Source organism: Streptomyces sp. CA-106110 (assembly GCF_050936285.1).
Taxonomy (GTDB): domain Bacteria; phylum Actinomycetota; class Actinomycetes; order Streptomycetales; family Streptomycetaceae; genus Streptomyces.
Genome location: NZ_JBNJNB010000002.1, coordinates 975,166 through 996,179 on the forward strand (window position 1 = coordinate 975,166; position 21,014 = coordinate 996,179).

A 21,014-nucleotide genomic window follows, 5' to 3' on the forward strand; every position below is an offset into this window, starting at 1 on the left:
GACCATGACGCAACTGGGCACCCGCGGTGTCATCTACCGCGGCGGCACCAGCAAGGCACTGCTGGTGCGTTCCGAGGACCTCCCCACCCGGGACACGAACGCACTGGAGCGGTGGATCCTTGCCGTCCTGGGGTCACCCGATGCCCGCCAGATCGACGGCGTCGGCGGGGCGGACATCCTGACCAGCAAGTTCGGCCACGTCGGGCCGCCCTCGCGCAGCGACGCGGACGTCGACTACACCTTCGCCCAGGTGGGGATCGACCAGCCGCACGTCGACTGGTCGATCATGTGCGGCAACATCCTGTCCGCCATCGGCCCATACGCCATCGACGAAGGGCTGGTTGCGGCCAAGGAACCGGTCACCGTCGTCCGCATCCACAACGTCAACACCGGCAAGATCGTTTCCGCCCGGGTCGAGGTCCACGACGGCAGGCCCCAAACGACGGGCAGCACGCACATCGACGGCGTCCCCGGGACCGGGTCACCGATCCTCCTCGACTTCAAGGCCGCCGTCGGCGCCAAGACGGGCACGCTGCTGCCCACCGGCAACCGGCGCGACGCCGCCGAGGTGCCCGGCTTCGGCCTGGTCGAATACTCGGTGATCGACATCGCAGGAATGCAAGTCTGCGTCTCAGCCAAGGACTTCGGCCTGAAGGGGACCGAAGGGCCCCTTCAAATCCAGGACATGCCCAAGGTGTGTGCCGCACTGGACTTCCTGCGCCGGAAGGTCGCCGTCGACACGGGCTTCGCCACATCCCTCGAGACGGCGCACCAGGAAAGCCCCGCCACGCCCTTCACCCTCCTGGTGGCGCCGCCCGCAGACTGGCAGCTGTACGGCACCCAGGAGATCCGACCGGCCGACAGCTGCGATCTCGTCGCACGCTGCGTCATCGGCAACGTCGTCCACAAGGCGTTCCCCGGCACCGGGTCCATTCCTCTCGCCGTCGCCGCAGCCCTTCAAGGAACCGTGGTGCACGACATCACCCGCGCATCGGCCCACCACTCCGGCACGTATCGCGTCGGCCACCCCAGCGGGACGGTCACCGTCAAGGTTCAACTCGCCGAGACTACAGCCGGCATCGACGTGGTCCGCGCCTCGCTGATCAGGACCGCACGGCGGATCTTCGAAGGCACCGTGTTCGCCGAACCCAGCCGCCTGCCCGACCTCCCGTAGCACCCAAACGCCGGTGCCACCCAAGGGAACACCGGCCGCGACGACGGCGCCCTCCACGAACTCTTCCGGCTGCCCCGGCACCAGGACACCGCCGAGGACGCCGGCCGGCCCCCGGGGGGCTCTGCCACTTCACCGCCCAGCACCCCACCATCCTGCGCACCGTCCCCAACGCGCACCACCTGACAGGGAGCACAGCCATGCCCTTCCACGATCGCATCTACGTAGACGGCCAATGGGTCGCCTCGCACAGCAGCACCACCATCGCGGTCATCAACCCGGCCACCGAGACGGTCATCGCCACCGTTCCCGACGGCGTGCCGGCCGATGTGGATGCCGCCGTCGCCGCCGCCCGGCAGGCCCACCCCGGCTGGTGGCAGACTCCCCCTGCCGAGCGCGCCGCCTTCCTCAAGCGGATCGGTGCCGCACTCACCGAGCGCCACCAGGAGCTCCAGCAGTTGATCACGGCCGAGATGGGCGCGCCGGCGAGCTTCGCCGACGCCGTCCAGGTGCCGCTGCCCATCGGCAACTTCATGAACGCGGCAGCGCTGGCCGAGACCTTCGCCTTCGAGCAGACCGAAGGCGGCTCGACCATCGTGCGGGAGCCGTTCGGTGTCGTCGGGGCGATCACCCCCTGGAACTATCCGCTGCACCAGATCGCCGCCAAGGTCGCCTACGCACTCGCCGCCGGCAACACCGTGGTGCTCAAGCCGAGCGAGGTGGCGCCGCTGGACGCCTGGCTGCTCGCCGAGGTCGTCGACGCGGTGGGGCTGCCGCCCGGGGTGTTCAACCTGGTCAGCGGCGTCGGCCCGGTGGTCGGTGAGGCGATCGCCGCCCACCGGGACGTGGACCTGGTCTCCTTCACCGGCTCCACCCGGGCCGGCAAGCAGATCACCCGGGCCGCCGCCGAGACCATCAAGCGGGTCACGCTCGAGCTGGGCGGCAAGAGCCCCAACGTGCTGCTGCCGGACGTAGACCTGGCCGCGGTGATGCCCAGGGCCATCCAGGACGCAATGATCAACGCTGGCCAGACCTGCACCGCCCTCACCCGGCTGGTCGTGCCCCGCGAACGGCTCGCCGAAGTCGAGGAGTTGGCCAAGACCCTCGTCGAGGCGATCAAGGTCGGCGACCCCACCGACCCCGCCACCCAGCTCGGCCCACTCGTCTCCGCCCCCCAGCTGGAGCGGGTGCGTGGCTACATCGACCAGGGCCTGGCCGAGGGCGCCAAACTGATCACCGGCGGCAGCGACCCGGTCCCCGGCCTGGAGACCGGCCACTACGTCCGCCCCACCGTCTTCTCCGAGGTCACCACCGACATGACCATCCACCGCGAGGAGATCTTCGGGCCTGTGCTGGCGATCGAGGCGTACGACAGCGAGGAGGAGGCCGTCCACATCGCCAACGACACCGTCTACGGTCTGGCCGGCGCCGTCTGGTCCGCCAACGCGGCAAAGGCCCAGGCCTTCGCGCGCCGGATCCGGGCCGGCCAAATCCAGGTCAATGGCGGCGCGTTCAACATCAACGCCCCGTTCGGCGGCTACAAGCAGTCCGGCAACGGCCGGGAACTCGGCCGCTACGGCCTGGAGGACTTCTGCGAGATCAAGTCCATCCAGCAGTAACTGCTCCTCATCCCCGGAGGAAGGGGATTGTCTCCTTCGGGGCGGTGCGGGGATCTCAAGCCCACGCTGCCACAGGGGGCGACGCACCGTCTGGCCTTCCACGATCAGCACCAGCGAAGGTCAGACCAACCGGGCCCAGCATCACGTGCGCCAAGATGTTGTCTCCGGGCGAAACGGCTCCACACCCGGTGTAGGCCCAGCTTCGCCCCCGACCACAACTCGAAAGGCCGGCAGGGCCAGTCAGGCGGTCTTCGTGGGAGAGCTCAGCAGCGTCGTCAGTGCGTTGTCCATGGCCGTCTTGATCTGCGGCGAGTCGATCATGGTGTTGAGGGAGATGGTGACCTGGCGGCTGTGGTCGGCGGTGGTGTAGCTGTAGGTGGTGTATCCCAGGGTTCCGCCGGTGTGACCGTAGGCCGTGCCGTATGCCGGGTCGGTGATGCGGTCGAGTCCGAGTCCATAGGGCGACTGGTTGGGCAGTGGCTTGACGTCCTGCATCTGGCGCAGCAGGGCCGGCGGCAGCAGCTTTCCGCCGATGAGTGCGCTGAAGAAGCGGTTCAGGTCGTGGGTGGTGGAGATCAGCGAACCGGCCGTCGACGCCGCCGACATGTTCTCCTCGGTGACGTCGATGCGCGGGGAGCCCGGGCCGTTCATGCGTATGTAGCCGTGGGCGTGCGGGCCCGGGATCCGGACGGAGTTGTCCGGGAAAGACGTGTGGCGCAGTCCCAGGGGCCCCAGGATCCGGTCGGTGATCTCCTGCTCGGCGCTCTTGCCGGTGACCTTCTCGATCAGCATGCCGAGCACGATGTAGTTGGTGTTGGAGTAGTGGCCGGCAGTGCCCGGCGCGAAGTAGGGGGCGTGCCGGAAGGCTTCGGCGAGCAGTTCCTGGGGCGTCCAGTTACGGAACCGGGTCTTGTACATCTGTTCCAGGCTGCCGCCCCAGAGGGAGTCGGTGTAGTTGAACAGTCCGCTGCGATGGCTGAGCAGTTGCCGGACGGTGATGTGCTTCCCGTTTGGCACCAAGTGGGGCAGGTAGCGCTCGATGGGTGCGTCCAGGCGCACCTTCTTCTCTGCCACGAGCTGCAGCACGGTGGTGGCGACGAATGTTTTGGTGTTGCTTCCGGCGCGGAAGCGTCCGTCGACCGACGGGAGTTGGCGGTGGTGCAGGTTGCCCCTGCCGCTGGTGCCGGTCCATATACCGCGGACGTCGTGTACCTCGGCGATGACGCCGGGCACGCCCGCCGCGACGACGTCGTCCAGGGCCTTGTGCCACGCGAGGTGATCGGCGACGCCGGGCCGGTGAGCAGCAGCACCGTACGTGGCGGCAGCCGCGGGAGGGGCCGAGTCGGCGAAGGCGGGAACCGCCGCGGGCACGGCCAGGGCACCCGACAGGACGGTGGCGGCGGCAAGCAGGGGAAGGCGCATGAAGAAGCCTCTCGCGTACAGGGGTTGTCCGGTTCACAATCCACACGCGCCACCGCGCCCGCTCCCAGAAGTGGGCGGGACACCGGCTGATCACCCCCGGTGTCCCGGCGGACGACGCCAACGGGAAGGAGGCGCGGAATCCAGCCTGGCGGGCGGGGTGCCGTCATCGCCTCAGCCGCATGGCGGAGGTTTCGCCTCCCCTACACAGGTGAGCGCCTGTGTACGGTGGTTCTTCCGGCGGATCGGGGATGAGGTCGCCGGGCTTGGGGGTGATTGCGGGCTCGCAGCAGCCAGGCTGCGGCCGAAGGGCAGGGGTACCGGCTGAACCCGGTTGCGCGGCTGCGGCCGGGCGGCGCATCGGTCAGGCCCAGCCAAGCGTGTCTGCTCGGCGGGGATGGGAAAACAGCAAGGCCCGATGTGTGGCATTTGCGGCCGCTTCCTGCAGCGACCGTGCGTGCGTGTGCGGGTTAGATTCGGCGGTACACCACCCCGTGGCGGTACGGCGCTGCCGGCCGCATGGGACAGGGGCGGACGCATCGACGCCTGCCCGACCTCACTCGCCCCTTTTGGGACGCCGACTGCCTGCCGGGGTTTCCCAGGCAGAGACACGAAAAGTGCCCTCAGTGGATGGTCGTCGCCCTGGGGCGTCGTCCGCACCGTACATATGAAGGACCCGCTATGCCCGCCGTGACCGTCGAGGATCTCCTGGTCCTCCCCCGCCTCCCGCGCCCTGACGCTGCCGCCACCGACCGCCCCGTCCGCCGTGTGGTCACCGCGCATCGGCAGCGGGAGGGGGCGGGCTTTGTGGTGCGCCGTCCATTCCCGAGCGCGGATCTGGCCGACGCGGACCCGTTCTTGCTGCTCGACCACGTCGGGGAGACCGTCTACCAGCCCTACGAGGCCAAGGGCGCCCCCTGGCACCCTCACCGCGGGTTCGAAACGGTCACCTACGTCATCGACGGCACGGTGGTGCACCACGATTCCAACGGTGGCGGAGGCGTGATATCGGACGGCGACACGCAGTGGATGACCGCAGGGTCGGGGATCCTGCACGACGAGGTCCCCAGCGAGGAGGTCCTGGCCAAGGGCGGCCTCGCCCACGGCATCCAGCTGTGGGTGAACCTGCCCCGCGCCCACAAGTGGGCGCAGCCGCGCTACCAGGACGTCCGGGCGGACAAGCTCCGGCTGCTCACCACCGATGACGGCGGGGCGCTGGTACGCCTGATCGCCGGTGGTCTTGGCGGCTACCAGGGACCCGGCATGACCTACACCCCGATCGTGTACGCGCACGCCAGTCTCCTCCCCCAGGCGCAGGTGCGGACGGGGTGGGATCCGCAGTTCAGCGCGATGGTCTACGTCCTGCAGGGATCGGGGAGCGTGGGCGCCGACCAGCGGCCCGTGAAGGAGGGGCAACTCGCGGTGTTCGGCGCGGGGGATGTCATCACCCTTCAGGCGGGGGCCCATCAGCGCGGCCGCACCGGCCGCCTTGAGGTGCTGCTGCTGGGCGGCGTGCCGCTGAGGGAGCCGATCGCCCGCTACGGCCCGTTCGTGATGAACACCGAGGCGGAGATCCGGCAGGCCATCGATGACCACCTGCAGGGCCGGATGGGCCACATTCCCGCAGCCCACCTGGACGGCACGCCGTAAGGGAGGGGCGATGGTCATCGGGCTGCCTGGCCTGCAGGTGTACCCGGCGCGGGTGGGCGCACGGGCGACGGCGTCCGCTGGTCTGCGGCCTGGTGCGGGTGCCGTCGTCGTTGTCGGGGCGCGGCGATGCCCGCTCGAAAGGCCCGTCCCGCGGCCGGCACGCGCCTGCCGGCTGCGTGCTTGAAGGGCTCCTGCCAGAGGTTTCTTTGAGGGCGGACGTGCTGCAACCGCCGGGGCCTGGGCACCGGTGGTGCGGAAGCGGCGCAAAGCCGCCGCGCAGCCGTGGGCGGCACGTCGTGGGCCGCTGGGCTCGTCGTGGCTGCCGATCGGTGTGGACCGCCGACCTCCGGGCCGCCGTGCGGCGGCGAGCGGTGGCCTGATCCGTGGGCTGTGTGGCCGTGCCGGGTGGCACGCGGTCGGCCACGACATGGGTTGACCCCGTCAACGACGGAAGGTTCAGCGGTCCGGTGCCCGCCGGCCGATATCAGGCGGCCCGTTGACGTGCGGGTCTTCACGCGGTGATCAGGAGGATGCTGTGGGAGCAGAGAGTCGGCGCAGTCGCGGCCGGCACAACTGGCGTGCGTGGCTGAGTGAGTTCGCTGCGACCGCGATCCTGCTGCTGGTGATGGTCACCCTGTTTCGCGGCCTGTTCGGTGCCGACAGTGTCCTGGCACGCGTACTGCCCTCGCAGGAGGGCCGGCTGGTCGCGGATGCCATGGTCAGCGGGACCACCGTCGGCCTGCTGATCGTCTCGCCGTTCGGGCGGCGTTCGGGCGGCCATATGAACCCGGCTGTCTCGCTGGCGTTTTGGCTGATGGGTGCCCTGCCGGGGCGGGATGCGGCCGCCTACGCCGCCTCCCAGCTGGCCGGTTCGGTGGCCGGTGTGGCGGTGGGCCGGCTGGTGTGGGGCGAGCAGACGGCCCATCCTGCCGTCGGCTTCGCCACCATCCGGGCGTCCGCACACATCCCGTGGGTGGCGGTGTTCACCTCCGAGGCCGCCACCACGGCCCTGATGCTCGCCGCGGTGACCTTCGTGGCGGCCCGGCCCCGTCTGGCCCTGTGGCTGCCGGCGGTCGCGGGTTCGGTGATCGCCGCACTGATCCTGCTGGTCGGCAGATGGATGGGCGGAAGCTTCAATCCGGCCCGGCAGTTCGGGCCGGAGCTGTTCTCCCACGACCTGGCGTGGCTGTGGGTGTATCTGCTCGCCCCGCTGGTGGGCGGCGGACTCTTCGGCCTGGTGCGCAGGCGCCTGCCGCACGCGCCTGCCCTGCCTTCCTCACTGCCACCAGTCCCCCGTGCCGGCTCGCCGGCCGTGACGGGCCAAGCGGCCCCGTGACCCGCGGTCGTGCGGGCCTTGTCCGATGGCCCGATCCGTGGGCAGTGCGGCCCGAGGACCGGCCATGGCAGCCCCCACAGCACGGGTTGAACCCCCGTGAAGGCGCCGTCCAGCGCCGTGATCCTTCATCCGGATCGTTCGAGAAAGGCCCTGTCATGATCGAGTCGACTGCCTGGGAGCGTGTGCGATGACCGCCTCGCCGTCTTCGGCCGCTAAGCAGCGGCCGGAGTTTCTTGTTGCGCTGGGGCTGGCGGCAGGCCCGGTGGTGGCACTGGGCTTCACCCGGTTCGCCTATGCGCTGCTGCTGCCGGCCATGCGCGAGAAGCTGCACTGGAGTTACGCGGCGGCCGGCGGGATGAACACCGCCAACGCGCTGGGCTACATCATCGGAGCCGCCACCGCCGCCTGGTGGTCGCGCCGCTTCGGCTCCCGGTCAGCGTTCGTGTGGGGCATCGTCATCAGTGCGCTCGCGCTGCTGGCCTCTGGGGCGACCGGCAACTTCGCCGGCCTTGCCGTCCTGCGGTTCATCGGCGGTCTGAGCACCGCGGTGACCTTCGTGGTCGGCTCGGCGCTCGCCTCCCGCGTTCACAGCGGCGGCCAACAGGCCCGCTCCGCCTCGCTGGTCGCCATGTATATGGCCGGCGTCGGCATCGGGGTGGTGCTCTCCGGCGTGGTGGTCCCCGCGGCCCTCACCGCCTGGGGCGTGTCGGGTTGGCAGGCCGGATGGCTGCTGATGGGTGTGCTCGCCCTCCTCGCGATCGGCCCCGCTGCCTGGGCCGCCCGCCAGGTACCCGAGCAGGTGGCGAGCGGCGCCGCCCACGGCGGCCGCGTCAGCCTCAAGCCGCTGACGCCCCTGTTCGTGTGGTACGTGCTGTTCGGCGCCGGCTACGTGTCCTACATGACCTTCGTCATCGCGCTGCTGCACAGCCAGGGTATGAAGGTCTGGGGCACCGGCACGTTCTTCATCGTGCTGGGCGTCGCCTCCGCCGTGGCGACGCTGCTGGTGTGGGGCCGGGTGATCGGCCGGCTGCGCGGCGGCATGGCGCCCGCGCTGGTGTCGGCCGTCGTGCTGGTCGGTGTGCTGCCCGTGCTGCTGTGGCACGGGATGGGCGCCGCGATCGCCTCGGCGATCATCTTCGGCGGCTCGTTCATGGCCGGGCCCACCGCAGTGACCGTCCTGGCCCGCCGGATGCTGCCCGCGCACGCCTGGACCTTGGGCATCGCCCTGCTGACGGTGGCCTTCAGCGTCGGCCAGGCGGTCGGGCCGCTGATCTCCGGGCTGCTGTCCGACTCCTCCGGAGGCATCGCCAAGGGCCTGTGGCTGTCTGTCGTGCTCCTCGCCGTCTCCGCAGCCGTCGCCGTCATCCAGCGGGAGCGGACCATCGAGCACCACCACCAGGAGGCGGCGCCCGTCGCCCCCACCGCTCCCAGCGCCGCCGAGCGCTGATCACCCTCCCGTACGTCAAGGAGACCCCCATGTTCCACCGCATCCTGATTGCCGTCGACGGCAGCCCGGCCGCGCACAGCGCCATCCGCACCACCACCGAACTGGCCTTGCTGACCGGCGCGACGGTCCGTGTGCTGCACATCGACACCTCCGAAGTGGTGTACGACACCGTCGTCGGCCTGGAAGACGACGCAACCGCCCACCAGGTCCTGGACTCGGCCGTCGCAACCCTGCGGCAGGCCGGCATCCAGGCGGACGGCGAACTGCTGGACGGCCTGACATCCGAAGTGGCGCAAGCCGTGCAGAAGGCCGCCGAGGGCTTCGACGCCGACCTGATCGTCGTCAGCCCGCACCACCGCGGTCGTCTCGCCGCCTGGTTCTCCCCCAGCGTCAGCATCGCGATCGCCCACAAGAGCCAGGTCGCCGTGCTCCTGACTCCCTGGCAGGGCTGAGGTGTCCCGCCGCGCGGTGCACGTCACCGAGCAGGCAGGCCTCGCCCGCCTGATCACCGTCGGGCCCCACCGTCTGGCCGCCGACGAACACACCCCCATCGGCGGCGACACGGGGCCCGACCCGTTCGAGCTACTGCTCGCCGCCCTGGGCGCCTGCACCTCGACGACGTTGAGGATGTACGCCGACCGCCACGCCTGGAAACTGCACGACGTGCAGGTCCGGCTGCGGCTGGAGCAGGGCGGCGAGCCGGCCGTCATCCGGGAGATCTTCCTCGACGGAGACCTGGACGACGACCAGCGCAGCAGGCTCATGGCCGTGGCCGGACGCTGCCCCGTCCACCGACTGCTGAGCGCACCGCCGACCATCACCACGGTGCAGGTCGAACAGCCGGTCGTCGAGGCGGACGACACCGGCACCTAGCAAGCAAGGCGGCCCCTGGTGTGCCGGCCCTCCCGGCCGGCACACCAGGGGCCGCACGGAAAGGCATGGTGGCAGATGCCCCAGCAGATCATTCTCGTCCGGCACGCGGAGACCGCCTGGAACCGCTCCCGCCACTACTACACCGGGCACGACGATCCCGACCTGACCGCCGCGGGCGAACGCGAGGCGGGATTGCTCGGGCCGCATCTTGAGGCCCACCAGGACGCCCACGTGCTGTGCAGTCCGGCCCTGCGGGCCCGCCGCACCGCGGCTCTGGCGGGCCTGAACGCGGACATCAGCCCCGACCTGCGGGAGTGGAGCTACCAGCTGCCCGACGGCCACACGGTGGACGAGCGCTGCGGGAGCGGACCGTGCCACCACGACATCTGGGATACCGCCCTGCACACCCAGGCGTGTACGGGCGAATGCCTGCCAGAGGTGACCGCCCGGGCGGATTATGTCCTCGACTGCGCCCGCCGTCTGTTGGCCGGCGGCAGACCCGTCGTCCTCGTCTCGCACGGCAACCTCATCCGGCTGATAACCGCCCGCTGGCTCGCCCTTCCCGCCGCGGCCGCAGCGCACCTGGCGCTGCGCACCGCCTCCCTCGGGCGCCTGGCCCACTACGACGAGCGGCCCAGCCTGCTGGGCTGGAACTTCAGTCCGGCCTTCGACGCCGCTGCACTGCCCCGCTCCCCGGCATCCACCAACAGCGGCACGGCGCCGCCCACGGGGCGCATCCCGCCCACCCCGCCGCCGCAGCCCCGTGCCACCGGCGCCGCGCTGCATCGCCCCTAACGCCTTCAGCCCCCACAGGGAGAAACCCATGGATCCCCACGCGCCCCTGCACCTCGATGCCTCTGCGCAGCGTTTCCTGGCAGAGCTGGCCGCGGCCGATGCGCCGCCGCTGGAAAACCAGTCGCCCGAACAGGCCCGGGCCGGGGCCCTGGCGGGCCAGCGCGCCGCCCAGGCGGTGCTCAAGCCCGTCCACATCCACGAGGAGCACCTGCCCATCGGACCCGGCGGCGAGGTGTTGGTGCGGATCGTCAAACCGGAAGCCTCCTCGGGCACGCTGCCGGCGGTGATGTACTTCCACGGCGGCGGCTGGGTGCTGGGCGACCGGATCTCCTACGACCGCACCACCCGCGACCTGGCGCACGCCAGCGGCGTGGCCGTGGTGTTCGTGGAGTACACCCGCTCACCGGAGGCCCGCTATCCCGTCGCACTCGAAGAGGCCTACGCGGCCACCGCCTGGATCGCCGAGCACGGGCAGCAGCTAGGTCTGGACGGGTCCCGGCTGGCGGTCGCCGGGGACAGCGCGGGCGGCAACCTGGCCACCGCCACCGCCCTGCTGGCCGCGCGCCGGGGCGGGCCCCACCTGCTGCAGCAGGTGCTGTTCTACCCGGCGCTGGACGCCGGCTTCGACACGCCGTCCTACCAGCAGTTCGCGGACGGCTTCTTCCTCACCCGCGCGCAGATGCAGTGGTTTTGGAACCACTACGCGCCCGACCGCTCGGTGCGCACCGAATCGACCGCCGCGCCACTGCGGGCCACCACCGAGGAACTGGCCGGCCTGCCGCCGGCCCTGGTGATCACGGCCGAGGCGGACGTGCTGCGCGACGAGGGCGAGGCCTACGCCCGCAAACTCATGGAGGCAGGCGTGCCCGTGGTGGCGGTCCGCTACCTGGGGGCGATCCATTCCTTCACCGCGCAGGATGCCCTGGCGGCCTCCCCCCTCACCCAGGCAGCGATCGACCAGGCCGGGCGCGTGCTGGGCCAGGCCCTTGCCGCACCCCGCCCCAAGGCGGGGGGCCGCTGATGTCCACGGCCCTGGTGCTCGGCGGAGGCGGCGTGACCGGGATCGCCTGGGAGCTGGGGGTGCTCCACGCGCTGCAGGAGGCAGGGGTGGACCTTACAGCGGCCGACCTGGTGGTCGGCACGTCGGCCGGATCGGTCGTGGCGGTCCAGGCCACCAGCGGCATCGGCCTTCACCGCCTCGTCGCCGACCAGCTGGAGCCCGCCGGCACCTCGCAGGAGGTGAAGGCCGACTTCGACCCACACGGCGCGGCGGCGGCCTTCACCCGGCTGATCGAGGGGGCCCGCGACGCACGGGAGATCCGGGCCCGGATCGGTGCCATGGCCCTTGCAGCGCCCACCGTCTTGGAGGCCGAGCGGATGCGGACCATCCAGGCGCGACTACCGGTGGACGCTTGGCCTGGGCGTCGGCTGCTCATCACGGCGGTGGACGCGCAGACGGGGAATCTCGTCGTGTGGGACCGCACCTCGGGCATCCCGCTGGCCTCCGCTGTGGCAGCCAGTTGCGCCGTGCCCGGCGTGTGGCCGCCCGCCACCGTCGCAGGACGCCGCTACATCGACGGCAGCGTCCGCTCCGCGACCAACGCCGACCTCGCCCTGGGCCACGACGTGGTGGTCGTCCTCGCACCCGACACCGGACCGGGACTCAACCCCGCCTCCCCCGGGCTCACGGCCGAGGTGGCGCTGCTGCGCGCGCACAGCCAGGTACACGTCATCACGCCCGACGACGCCGCGCTGGAGGCGATCGGCCCCAATCCGCTGGATCCCGGGCGACGGCCCCCCTCCGCCCGCGCAGGCCGGCGGCAAGGGCGGGAACTGGCCGCCACCCTGCGCGGAATCTGGCCCGCCCCCGCCGCCTGATGACCCGCAGGCCGATGCGCCGGCCCGGGGCCCGCCACCAGCCGCCGACGACGGCCGGCACGCCCGTGCGGCCGCCCTGCGACGTACCGTCGAAAGGTGCTCCGGGAACAAGCCACCGGCTCCGCTGTCGCGCCTGCGGACCGCCCGCTGTATGGGCTTGTCGACGCGGCCTGGGAGTTCGTGCTGACGACCGTCCTGTTGTACTGCGTGGTCACGGCCGCCCGCTGGCTGACGTCACCGGACTCGCCGCTCGCCGTGGACAACACGAGGGCGGCAACGGCCATCGTGGGGGTGGTGGTCGGGATCGTCCTCGTGGTGCTGATCACGTCCCCGCCCGGGCGCTGCTCCGGCGCCCACATGAACCCCGCGATCAGCCTCGCGCTGTGGCTGATGGGTGCCTTCCCCGGGCGCTACGTGCCCGCCTACGCCGTCGCGCAGCTGGCCGGCTCGGTGACAGGCACCGCGCTGGGACGGCTGTGTTGGGGACCGGTGATCTCCCGGCCATCGATGCGCTACGCCGCCGTGCACCCCAACCCGGCGTGGAACACGACCGCGCTGGTGGTCGCGGAAGGCGGCTGCCTGATGCTGGTGGTCTTGATGGTCGGGTTCTTCCTGGCCCGCCCCGCCATCAGCCGCTGGCTGCCCTACGCCGTCGGCGTGGCCACGGCCCTGATCATCATCGTGCTGGGGCAACTGAGCGGAGGCTCGGCGAACCCGGCCCGCCAGCTGGGCCCCGCGCTGCTGTCCGGTGGCACCCGGCTGCTGTGGGTCTACCTGGTCGCCCCGCTGATCGGCGCGTCGCTCGGGGCCGCGGCCCACTGCCTCCTCCAGCGCCGCCTGGACATCCCCGCCCCGTGCACCTACCGGCTGTGTGGGAGCAACGACGCCCTGCGAAGCCGGGCACGATGAAGCGGGACCGCGCGGAGGGCCAAAAACGTGGGAAACAGGTCCGGGGGCACGGCCATGAGCGCAGGGGCGCACCCGGTTGCCCATTATGTGCCGGCGGATCCTCCGCCACAGGCACCTCTGGAGGTCGCCGTGCTGTCTCGTTCGCGTTATCCCCGCCCTGCAGCTCACCAGAGCGTCTTGGCCGTGGACGCCGCACGCCGAACGACGCTGCCGGTGACGGCGGGTCCTGCTCGGACAGCTGTGGTGGCGCTGCCGGCCGAGCCTGCCAGCGTGAGCGTCGCCCGTCGCTGGGCCACCGATCTGCTCACCCTGTGGGGGGTCAGTGCAGACGACCTCGATGCGGCCCAACTGGTCATCAGCGAACTGGCGGCCAACGCCGTCCGCTACGGCCACGCGGAGATGAGCATCCGCCTCCTTAAGCAGGCCGACTGGCTGTACATGTGTGTGACGGATTCCGGAGCTCCTTTGGCGGCACACGGGCTCGTCATCCCGCAGGAACTGGCCGAGCATGGACGCGGCCTGGCCATCGTCGAGGCACTGGCCGAAACGATCGAGGTAACCCGCGAGCCGGATGGATGGCGCGTGGGCGCGGTGCTGCGCCTCACGACGGCCAGGAGACCGGCGGCACCCGCCGCGAGCGTGGCGTGACCCGGTGACTGGTCACGGCACCCTGGGACCGTTGATGAACCTGCCGTTGTCGTCGTACACGTACGGGTTGGCCGTGCACCCCTTGAGTCCCATGATCTGCTGCATCATCACCGGGGCCGGCAGGCCGGGGCCCGGGCAGGTGCGGTGGCCGTAGCCCAGGTCGTGGCCTGCCTCGTGGTTGATGATCAGCATGTGGTAGGCGTGGGTGCGGCCGGTGTGTTGGGGGCTCAGGTCGATCCAGTGCCGCAGGTTGACCACCAGGTTCGGCTTGACGCCGCAGCTGACCTCGCCGCCGGTGTCCAGGCCCCACTGCGCGCACAGCGTCTCGGTCGTGTCGGGCGAGGCCAGGGTGATGAAATACAACACGCCCGGCGGCTGCGTGCGGGTGCGTACCGAGACCACCGCCGAGGGCTTCCGGATCACGGTCTCCAACACGGGTGTGATCGTCGCCCCGCACGAGGTCCCCATGCTGTTCGAACCCTTCCGCCGACTCACCGACCGGGTAGGGTCGGCCCGCGGCAGCGGACTCGGCCTGTCCATCGTGCGGGCCGTCGCCCGGGTCCACGACGGCGACGCAGACGCCCGGGCCCGCCCGCAAGGCGGCCTGGACGTCCACGCCGCACTGCCCACCCGCCACACGCCGGGCCGGAACCGGACCGGACACCAAGAGCAGCGGGCACACTCTTTAGCACTCCGGCAGCGTTCGGGGCATCCGGTCCGGTGAAGCGTCGTTCAAAATGCTGCGGCGCTGATAGCGGGTCCGGGCAGCGCTGTGCAACCACCCGCCCATCCTGTGGAGTCGTCGCCGGATGTGCCGTGCCAACCTGATCGGGGCGTCGGCGGCGCATTCACCTGTACCACCGGCCGACAACGTCCCAGGAGACCCTGGTCTTCGGGCCGGGCAGGAAAAAAGCCCCCTCCCTTCATGGAGGGGCGGCGCGGTCAGTGCTGCGGCAGCGATCCGGGCAGAACCTGGTCGGTGTCGCCCTGGCCGGCTGCCGTGCAGTCAAGGAGCCGGTGGGTGTGCCGAGTCAGGGTCAGCACTCGGCGCAGCGCGGTGCTCGCCGGGTGGATGAGCAGCCACTGGCCGCGTCGCCTGCTGAGCGTGTGGGCCCAAACCAGGGGGCTCAGGCCGGCCGCGTCGATGAAGGTGAGGTCGGCTGCGTCGAGGGTCATGCCGTGGCTGTGGTCGAGGCTGAGGCAGAAGTCGAGTGCGCTCTTGACCGCGGGACTGGTGGCGATGTCCAGTTCGCCGCTCAGGCGGACGAGCATGCTGCAGCCGGGCCCCGTCAGGAGGGTGATACGCAAACCAGGCGGGCACGGCCAGGAGATCGTCGGACAGGGGGCGGGACGGTCGAGCGTGCTCGTGGTCATCGCGTGTTGTTTCCTCAAGAGATTTCTGGCCGCCTCTCCAACGCGGCGCTCGCTGCCGCCAACGGGGGCGTGGCCGTCGACTGCATCCAGCCTGCGCCCCGTCGCGGTTGCGGGCATCGGTCGAGGTGGCGAGGGCGGGGATCATTCGTGGGGATGACGGTGGTGGGCGCCTCCTCCGCGGTGCTGTGGCTGTGCTTTAGGGGCGGGTGGAGGGCAGGGCTAGTCCTGTGTCGTAGGCGAGGATGACGGCCTGGACGCGGTCGCGTAGGTGGTACTTGTCGAGGATGTGGGCGACATGGGTCTTCACGGTGGCTTCGCTGACGAAGAGTTCGGCGGCGATCTCGGCGTTGGACAGTCCGCGAGACAGGGCCCGGAACACGTCCATTTCCCGTTCCGTGAGGGCGTTGAGGCCCGGCGGGGCGGGCACCGGTTCGGGCAGTGCGGCGAACCGTTCGAGGAGCCGGCGGGTCACCCGGGGCGAGATGACCGCCTCCCCCGAGGCGACCGTGCGGATCGCCCCGACGAGGGAGTCGGCCGGGCCGTCCTTGACCAGGAAGCCGCTGGCCCCGGCACGGAGTGCGTCCAGGACGTGTTCGTCCAGGTCGAAGGTGGTCAGGATGATCACCCGGGTTGCCGACTGGGTCTCAAGGATGCGGCGGGTCGCCTCCACCCCGTCCAGCCGGGGCATGCGGATGTCCATGAGGACGACGTCCGGCTGCAGGCTGCGGGTGCCCTCGACCGCGGCCAGGCCGTCGCCGGATTCACCGACCACGGTCAGATCGGGTTCGGCTTCGAGGATGAGGCGGAGCCCGGTACGGATCATGGGCTGGTCGTCGACGAGCAGGATGCGGGTGGCAGTCATCAGGCAGAGGCCGTTTCGTTGTCGGGCGGAGTGAGGGGCAGGTGGGCGCGGACGAGGAAACCGCCGTGCGCAAGTGGGCCGGTGTGGAGGCTGCCGCCGACGGCGGCCACGCGTTCGTGCATGCCCACCAGGCCGTGCCCGCCGCCGGGCGGCACGGGCCGGGCGGCGGCGGGCACGAGCGGGCCGTCGTCGCGCACCGTGAGGGTCAGGCCGTGCGGCTGCCAGTCGAAGGTGACGGCCGCACGGGTGTGCCCGGCGTGTTTGAGCGTGTTGGTCAACGCTTCCTGCACCACCCGGTAGGCGGTCAGCTCGGTGCCGGCCGGCAGGGGGCGGGCCGGGCCCGTGTGGGCCCACTCCACGCGAAGTCCGGCTTCGCGCAGGGAGTCCAGCAGTGGGGGGATGTCGGCGAGGGCCGGCTGCGGCGAGCGTCCCGCCACCGCCTCGTCCTCCTCGGTGCGCAGCAGTTCCAGCAGCCGCCGCAGCTCCGCGACAGTGGCACGGCCGGTCGCTTCGATGGCGGCATGCATCTCATGGGCCTTGGCCGGGTCCGTGGCCTGGACGCGGTCGGCGGCGATGACCTGCACGATCATCAGGCTCACATGATGGGCCACGATGTCGTGCAGTTCGCGGGCGATCCTGGCGCGCTCCTCCACCACGGCGGTGCGTGCCAGCGCGACCTGCTCCCGCTCCAGGGCGGCCGCATGCTCGAGCGCTTCGGCCGCCATGGCACGGCGGGCCCCGACCAGGCACCCCAAAGCCCACGCGGCGACCACCAGGACATCCACGACGAGGGCCGAGCCGATGCCGTGGGCGGGAGCGATCAGCACTTCGGTGACGCTGGCCGCCAGTGCCGTCAGCGCCAGCAGCCGATAGGTGGGGCAGCGTCCAAAGCGGACGGTAGTGAGGAAGACCGCCGCCCCGACCGCCAGCAGCACCGTGCCGATGGTGGCACCCCCGCCGGCAACCGGGGCGGGGATGGAGTGGCGGGCCTGGAGCGCGGCCGCTGCCGCGCCGACGGCCCCCAGCGCGGCACCCGGCCATCGGCGGTGCACCGCGAAGGGGGCTCCCACCATCAGGGCCAAGGCGATGCCCACCGCATCCAGGCCGTGTCCGGCCGGATGCGCGGGATCGGAGGCCTCCGCAAGGGCGGCCACCGCGAGCAAAGGGGCGAGCAGGAGGTCAACCACTGCGGTCGGTACCCGGCGCCGGGCGAGGGCATCGATGTGCCCATGCCTGCGCGCCTCGTGCGCACGAGTGAAACCTCTGCCGATGACAGCTCCCAAAGCGGCCCCTTTTTATCGCGTGACGGACTCGGCCAACGTGCGAGAACTCCGAGGGATTTCCGAATCCGGCGCGAAAAGGAAGACGTGGCCCGTTCAGCGGGAAGTACGGCCGAATATGTGGCCGGAATGGAAAAGGAGGGCCGGTCAGTGGGCCCCGGCCACAACCGGCTGGGCGGTGAGGGTGGTCCTGAACCGCGCCCGGTAGGCGCCGGGGGTGATGCCGCGTTCCCGTTGGAAGGCGCGGCGCAGGGTCTCCTCGGAGCCGAAACCCGAGCGGCGGGCGACGACGTCCAGCGGGTCGGTGCCGGACTCGAGCAGCCCTTGCGCGGCCTCGAGGCGGATCTGCTCCACAAAGCGGGTCACGGTCATCCCGGCCTCGGCGCGGAAGAGCCGGGTGAGCTGGCGCACGCTCACGCCGACCCGCCCCGCCACGGCCTCCAGGCTGTGATCGGCGGCGGGGTCCGCGGTGACATCGTCCAGCACCTGCCGCACCACCTGGTGGCGGGGCTGCCGGGCGACCTGGCGGACGCTGAACTGCGACTGGCCGCCCGGCCGGGCCATGAAGACCACCAGATACTTCGCCGCCGCACGCGCCACCTGAGGGCCGAAGTCCTCCTCCACCAGCGACAGCGCCAGATCGATGCCGGAGGTGACACCGGCGGAGCTGATGACCTTCCCGTCGCGCACGAAGATCGAGTCGGCATCGACCCGGACGTGCGGGAAGTGCTCGGCCAGTTCGTGGGTCAGGCACCAGTGGGTGGCCGCCCGGCGCCCATCCAGCAGCCCGGTGGCCGCGAGCGGGAACGCGCCTGCGCACACCGAGGCCACCCGGCGGGAGAACCCGGTCAGGCGGCTGATCCCGGCGATGAGGGGGGCGTCGGACACCGCCCGGCGCCAGTCGGAGCGGCCGGGGATGATCAGGGTGTCGATGGTGCCGGTGAACTCCTCCAGGGCCGCATCCGCCGCCAGCCGCGCACCCGCCGTGGTCACCACCTCCCGCCCCCCGCAGGAGGCGGTCAGCAACCGGTAGCAGGCGCCCTGGTCGTTGGCGGCGGCGAACACCTCCAGCGGCCCGGTCACATCCAGCAACTGGACGCAGTCGAAGAGCACCATCACCACGAGGTGCGGCCGCCGGCGCGGCCCGCTCCTGCCGTCCATGGGGAAATCCTCCCCCCGTCGCCTCAACCAGCACAAGACGGTCAAAAGCTCGTGGTGGGCGTGGCGCCGGGTGCCGTCCCCTCGCCGGAGGGTGCGGCGCCGGACGGCCGGCAGCCGGGGCCGGCGGGGTGGGGAACTGCTCAGCCCTCAGGACGGTGGGAGGAGGTCATGGGGCAGTCCGGCTGCGTGCTGCGAAAGCGTGCGCGGTAGGAGCCGGGGGAAACGCCGAGCTCGCGCTGGAAGACACGGCGCAGTGTCTCCGCCGATCCCAGTCCGCTCCGGCGGGCGACCACGTCCAAGGGGTCGGTGCCCGATTCGAGTATGCTTTGCGCCGCTTCCAGGCGGATCTGCTCGACGAACCGGGCGGCCGTGGTGCCGGTCTCCTGGCGGATCAGCCGGGTCAGGTGGCGCACGCTCACCCCCGCGTGCGCCGCCAGCGCGGGCAGCTTGTGGTCCGCCTGGGGAGCGGCCGTCACGGCGTCCAGCACCGCCCGCACGCCGGTGCTGCGGCAATACCGTGCGCGCAGCCGGACACTGAACTGGGATTGCCCGCCCGGCCGGGCCATGAAGACCACCAGGTCCTTCGCCGCCGCACGCGCCACCTCGGGGCCCCAGTCCTCCTCCACCAGCGACAGCGTCAGGTCGATGCCCGCGGTGACGCCCGCCGAGGTGATGATCCGTCCGTCACGGATGAACAGCGCATCACGGTCCACGTGCACCGACGGGAAGCGGGCGGCCAGCTGGTCGGCCTGCCGCCAGTGGGTGGCCACACGGCACCCGTCGAGCAGACCCGCGGCCGCGAGCGGGAAGGCCCCCGCGCACAGCGAGGCCACCCGACCGGCCGAGCGGGCCAGCCGCGTCAACTCCCCGATCAGCTCGTGGTCTTCCACGGGCACGTGCCAGTTGGGGCTGCCGGGAACCATGAGCGTGCCGATCCGCCCCACCCACTCCTCCAGCACCCCATCGGCGGCCAGCCGCAACCCGGACGTGGTCCGCACCTCCTTACCGCCGGGAGACAGGGCAACCACCCGGTAGCGGCCCCCGTGGTCGTTGGCCGCCGCCAGGACGTCCATCGGCCCGGTGACGTCCAGCGCCTGCACTCCCTCGTAGAGGACCATCACGACGAGGTGGGTGCGAGGGCTGGCGCCGGCCCGGCGGTTCGAGGTGATCATGACTGCCAGGGTCGGGTCAGGCCTTACGGCGGGGCAAGGACCGATACCCCTCGTATCCGGCCATCGCCCGCAGGAGGCCCAAACGGGGGGCCCGGACGGGCAGAGTGCGGGCATCGGGCGGTCGGCTCCCGCCCGGCCCCGCGCTCACGACGGGAGCACAGCTCCCGCAGCGGCCGGCCCGCCGGTGCGAGCCGGCCGCCCGGCTCGCACCGTGCACCGGCCTTCTCACAGCAGCCCGGCGCGGGCGGCGTACCAGCCCAGCTGCATGCGGGTGGTGCAGCCGGTGAGGGACATCAGACGGCGGATGCGCCGGTGGACCGTGCGCACGCTCAGCCCCAGTTGGGAGGCCAGGGCCTTGTCGGGCAGGCCGGCCAGCATCAGCGTGAGGAGCTCAAGGTCGTCGCCGCCGACGGTGGCGAGCGTGTCGTCTTCGGGCGCGGTCTCATCGTGCAGCTGCAGCGGCACCGAGCGGTCCCAGACCTGCTCGAACAGAGCGGCCAGGGCCTCCACAAGTCCTGCGGTGCGGATCAGGAGGCAGCTGGAGACCGGCTCCTGCTGGTCGCTGCGGACCGTGATCATGGCGAGGTGGCGGTCGGCGATGACGAACTTGCCGGGCAAGACCGTCGCGGCGCGGGCCTGCTCGCCGGCGTTCAGGTAGCCGCGCAGCTGCTCTCGCGCGCCGGGCTGGGCCAGCACGGCCCGCTCGTACACGGCCCGGTACTGCACGCCGTGCGCGAGCATCTCCAGCTCCGTGTCGTTGCTCTCCAGGGCCAGGGCGAAGGGCAGGCGGGTGAACGCGAGCACCTCCCGGCGGGCCGTGCGCTGCAGGCGCACGAAGCACTCCCTGATCTCGTCCGGGCTGCGGATGAGCTCGGCCGGCGGGCCGGCCCCGTCCGCACGGCTGCGGTAGGTGTGCATCAGTGCGTCGATGCGTGACTGGACCTTCAGCAGGGCCGCCTGGCGCTGCATCACCACCGCCGCCACCGCGACATCGGGGGCCACGGCCGCATACCGGCCGCCGGTCGCCGTGTCCTGCCCGGCCACGAGCCCGAGTGCTGCCAGGTGGGCCAGGCCCGCTGCCGCGGTCTGCGCCGGCAGGTCCAGCAGGTCGGCGAGCCGCTCGGTGTGCTCGCCGCCCAACGCCAGCAGCGTCAGGTAGATCCTCTCCTGGGTCGGTGACAGGCCCAGCGGGGCAAGAACGGGTTCCGCCTCCTGGCCGGGCCACTGGTCCATCGCGTTGACCTGCACGCTCGCCTTCCACGTTGGTTCGCTCCCGGCGGATGGGGACGCGCCTGGCTCCATCTCGTCTTCCGCGGCCGCGCTGCCCGGGACCCGTGAAAGGCTGGCAGAACCGCAGCCGGCTCGGTAACCCCACCAGTGGCCACCCTTGCCTCACCCCGGGCCACCTCGCCCCTTCGGG

The 21,014-nt window shown here is 71.5% G+C and carries 21 protein-coding genes; 13 read left to right on the plus strand and 8 right to left on the minus strand.

Annotated features, from left to right (window positions below; all coding sequences use genetic code 11):
* The first annotated feature begins 4 nt into the window (after positions 1 to 4).
* Complete coding sequence (locus tag ACQEXA_RS62060; protein WP_433135429.1) at positions 5 to 1,174, plus strand: PrpF domain-containing protein; 1,170 nt, start codon at positions 5 to 7, stop codon at positions 1,172 to 1,174.
* Positions 1,175 to 1,371: 197 nt separating this feature from the next.
* A complete protein-coding gene (locus tag ACQEXA_RS62065) occupies positions 1,372 to 2,790 on the plus strand; it encodes an aldehyde dehydrogenase family protein (RefSeq protein WP_433135431.1) in 1,419 nt (472 codons plus the stop codon).
* A gap of 240 nt (positions 2,791 to 3,030) precedes the next feature.
* On the opposite strand, the gene ACQEXA_RS62070 is transcribed toward ACQEXA_RS62065, so the two are convergent.
* Positions 3,031 to 4,212 carry a serine hydrolase domain-containing protein gene (locus ACQEXA_RS62070; RefSeq protein WP_433135434.1) on the minus strand — a complete coding sequence of 394 codons (1,182 nt, stop codon included), beginning with the start codon at positions 4,210 to 4,212 and terminating at the stop codon, positions 3,031 to 3,033.
* A gap of 678 nt (positions 4,213 to 4,890) precedes the next feature.
* Between ACQEXA_RS62070 and ACQEXA_RS62075 the strand changes: the two genes are divergently transcribed.
* From ACQEXA_RS62075 to ACQEXA_RS62120, 10 genes are all read left to right on the plus strand, one after another.
* On the plus strand, positions 4,891 to 5,859 hold the full coding sequence (locus tag ACQEXA_RS62075; RefSeq protein ID WP_433135437.1) for a pirin family protein: 969 nt from the start codon (positions 4,891 to 4,893) through the stop codon (positions 5,857 to 5,859).
* Between the two features lie 535 nt (positions 5,860 to 6,394).
* On the plus strand, positions 6,395 to 7,195 hold the full coding sequence (locus tag ACQEXA_RS62080) for an aquaporin (protein ID WP_432942286.1): 801 nt from the start codon (positions 6,395 to 6,397) through the stop codon (positions 7,193 to 7,195).
* A 187-nt stretch (positions 7,196 to 7,382) separates the two neighbouring features.
* Complete coding sequence (locus tag ACQEXA_RS62085) at positions 7,383 to 8,642, plus strand: YbfB/YjiJ family MFS transporter (RefSeq protein WP_432942288.1); 1,260 nt, start codon at positions 7,383 to 7,385, stop codon at positions 8,640 to 8,642.
* A 29-nt stretch (positions 8,643 to 8,671) separates the two neighbouring features.
* Complete coding sequence (locus tag ACQEXA_RS62090) at positions 8,672 to 9,094, plus strand: universal stress protein (protein WP_359406718.1); 423 nt, start codon at positions 8,672 to 8,674, stop codon at positions 9,092 to 9,094.
* Positions 9,095 to 9,110: 16 nt separating this feature from the next.
* Positions 9,111 to 9,515 (plus strand): OsmC family protein, encoded by a 405-nt coding sequence (locus ACQEXA_RS62095; protein ID WP_359406721.1) that lies wholly within the window; start codon positions 9,111 to 9,113, stop codon positions 9,513 to 9,515.
* A gap of 75 nt (positions 9,516 to 9,590) precedes the next feature.
* Positions 9,591 to 10,310, plus strand: a complete 720-nt coding sequence (locus tag ACQEXA_RS62100; RefSeq protein ID WP_432942291.1) for a histidine phosphatase family protein — start codon at positions 9,591 to 9,593, stop codon at positions 10,308 to 10,310.
* 28 nt (positions 10,311 to 10,338) lie between these two features.
* Complete coding sequence (locus ACQEXA_RS62105; RefSeq protein ID WP_432942293.1) at positions 10,339 to 11,331, plus strand: alpha/beta hydrolase; 993 nt, start codon at positions 10,339 to 10,341, stop codon at positions 11,329 to 11,331.
* Positions 11,331 to 12,188, plus strand: a complete 858-nt coding sequence (locus ACQEXA_RS62110) for a patatin-like phospholipase family protein (protein ID WP_432942295.1) — start codon at positions 11,331 to 11,333, stop codon at positions 12,186 to 12,188. Before ACQEXA_RS62105 ends, ACQEXA_RS62110 begins: the two co-directional genes overlap by 1 nt.
* A 96-nt stretch (positions 12,189 to 12,284) precedes the next feature.
* Entirely contained in the window at positions 12,285 to 13,097 is an 813-nt protein-coding gene (locus tag ACQEXA_RS62115) for an MIP/aquaporin family protein (RefSeq protein ID WP_433135438.1), read from the plus strand.
* Between the two features lie 54 nt (positions 13,098 to 13,151).
* Entirely contained in the window at positions 13,152 to 13,745 is a 594-nt protein-coding gene (locus ACQEXA_RS62120) for an ATP-binding protein (RefSeq protein ID WP_432942299.1), read from the plus strand.
* 12 nt (positions 13,746 to 13,757) lie between these two features.
* On the opposite strand, the gene ACQEXA_RS62125 is transcribed toward ACQEXA_RS62120, so the two are convergent.
* Positions 13,758 to 14,111, minus strand: coding sequence for a DUF3152 domain-containing protein (locus ACQEXA_RS62125; RefSeq protein WP_432942301.1), 354 nt, complete (start codon positions 14,109 to 14,111; stop codon positions 13,758 to 13,760).
* Between ACQEXA_RS62125 and ACQEXA_RS62130 the strand changes: the two genes are divergently transcribed.
* Entirely contained in the window at positions 14,098 to 14,469 is a 372-nt protein-coding gene (locus ACQEXA_RS62130) for a sensor histidine kinase (protein WP_432942303.1), read from the plus strand. The two genes, ACQEXA_RS62125 and ACQEXA_RS62130, sit on opposite strands and share 14 nt — an antisense overlap.
* A gap of 218 nt (positions 14,470 to 14,687) precedes the next feature.
* Here ACQEXA_RS62130 and ACQEXA_RS62135 read toward each other — a convergent pair whose 3' ends face one another.
* The 6 genes from ACQEXA_RS62135 to ACQEXA_RS62160 all read right to left on the minus strand — a co-directional run bounded on the left by ACQEXA_RS62135 (position 14,688) and on the right by ACQEXA_RS62160 (position 20,842).
* A complete protein-coding gene (locus ACQEXA_RS62135) occupies positions 14,688 to 15,119 on the minus strand; it encodes an STAS domain-containing protein (RefSeq protein WP_432942305.1) in 432 nt (143 codons plus the stop codon).
* 196 nt (positions 15,120 to 15,315) lie between these two features.
* Positions 15,316 to 15,981 (minus strand): response regulator, encoded by a 666-nt coding sequence (locus tag ACQEXA_RS62140; protein WP_433135440.1) that lies wholly within the window; start codon positions 15,979 to 15,981, stop codon positions 15,316 to 15,318.
* Positions 15,981 to 17,264, minus strand: a complete 1,284-nt coding sequence (locus ACQEXA_RS62145) for a sensor histidine kinase (RefSeq protein ID WP_433135442.1) — start codon at positions 17,262 to 17,264, stop codon at positions 15,981 to 15,983. The genes ACQEXA_RS62140 and ACQEXA_RS62145 overlap by 1 nt, the downstream gene beginning before the upstream one ends.
* A gap of 144 nt (positions 17,265 to 17,408) precedes the next feature.
* Entirely contained in the window at positions 17,409 to 18,422 is a 1,014-nt protein-coding gene (locus ACQEXA_RS62150; protein ID WP_432942311.1) for a GlxA family transcriptional regulator, read from the minus strand.
* A gap of 140 nt (positions 18,423 to 18,562) precedes the next feature.
* Positions 18,563 to 19,594 carry a GlxA family transcriptional regulator gene (locus ACQEXA_RS62155; RefSeq protein WP_433135444.1) on the minus strand — a complete coding sequence of 344 codons (1,032 nt, stop codon included), beginning with the start codon at positions 19,592 to 19,594 and terminating at the stop codon, positions 18,563 to 18,565.
* A gap of 225 nt (positions 19,595 to 19,819) precedes the next feature.
* Complete coding sequence (locus ACQEXA_RS62160) at positions 19,820 to 20,842, minus strand: winged helix-turn-helix transcriptional regulator (RefSeq protein WP_433135446.1); 1,023 nt, start codon at positions 20,840 to 20,842, stop codon at positions 19,820 to 19,822.
* Positions 20,843 to 21,014 lie beyond the last annotated feature (172 nt).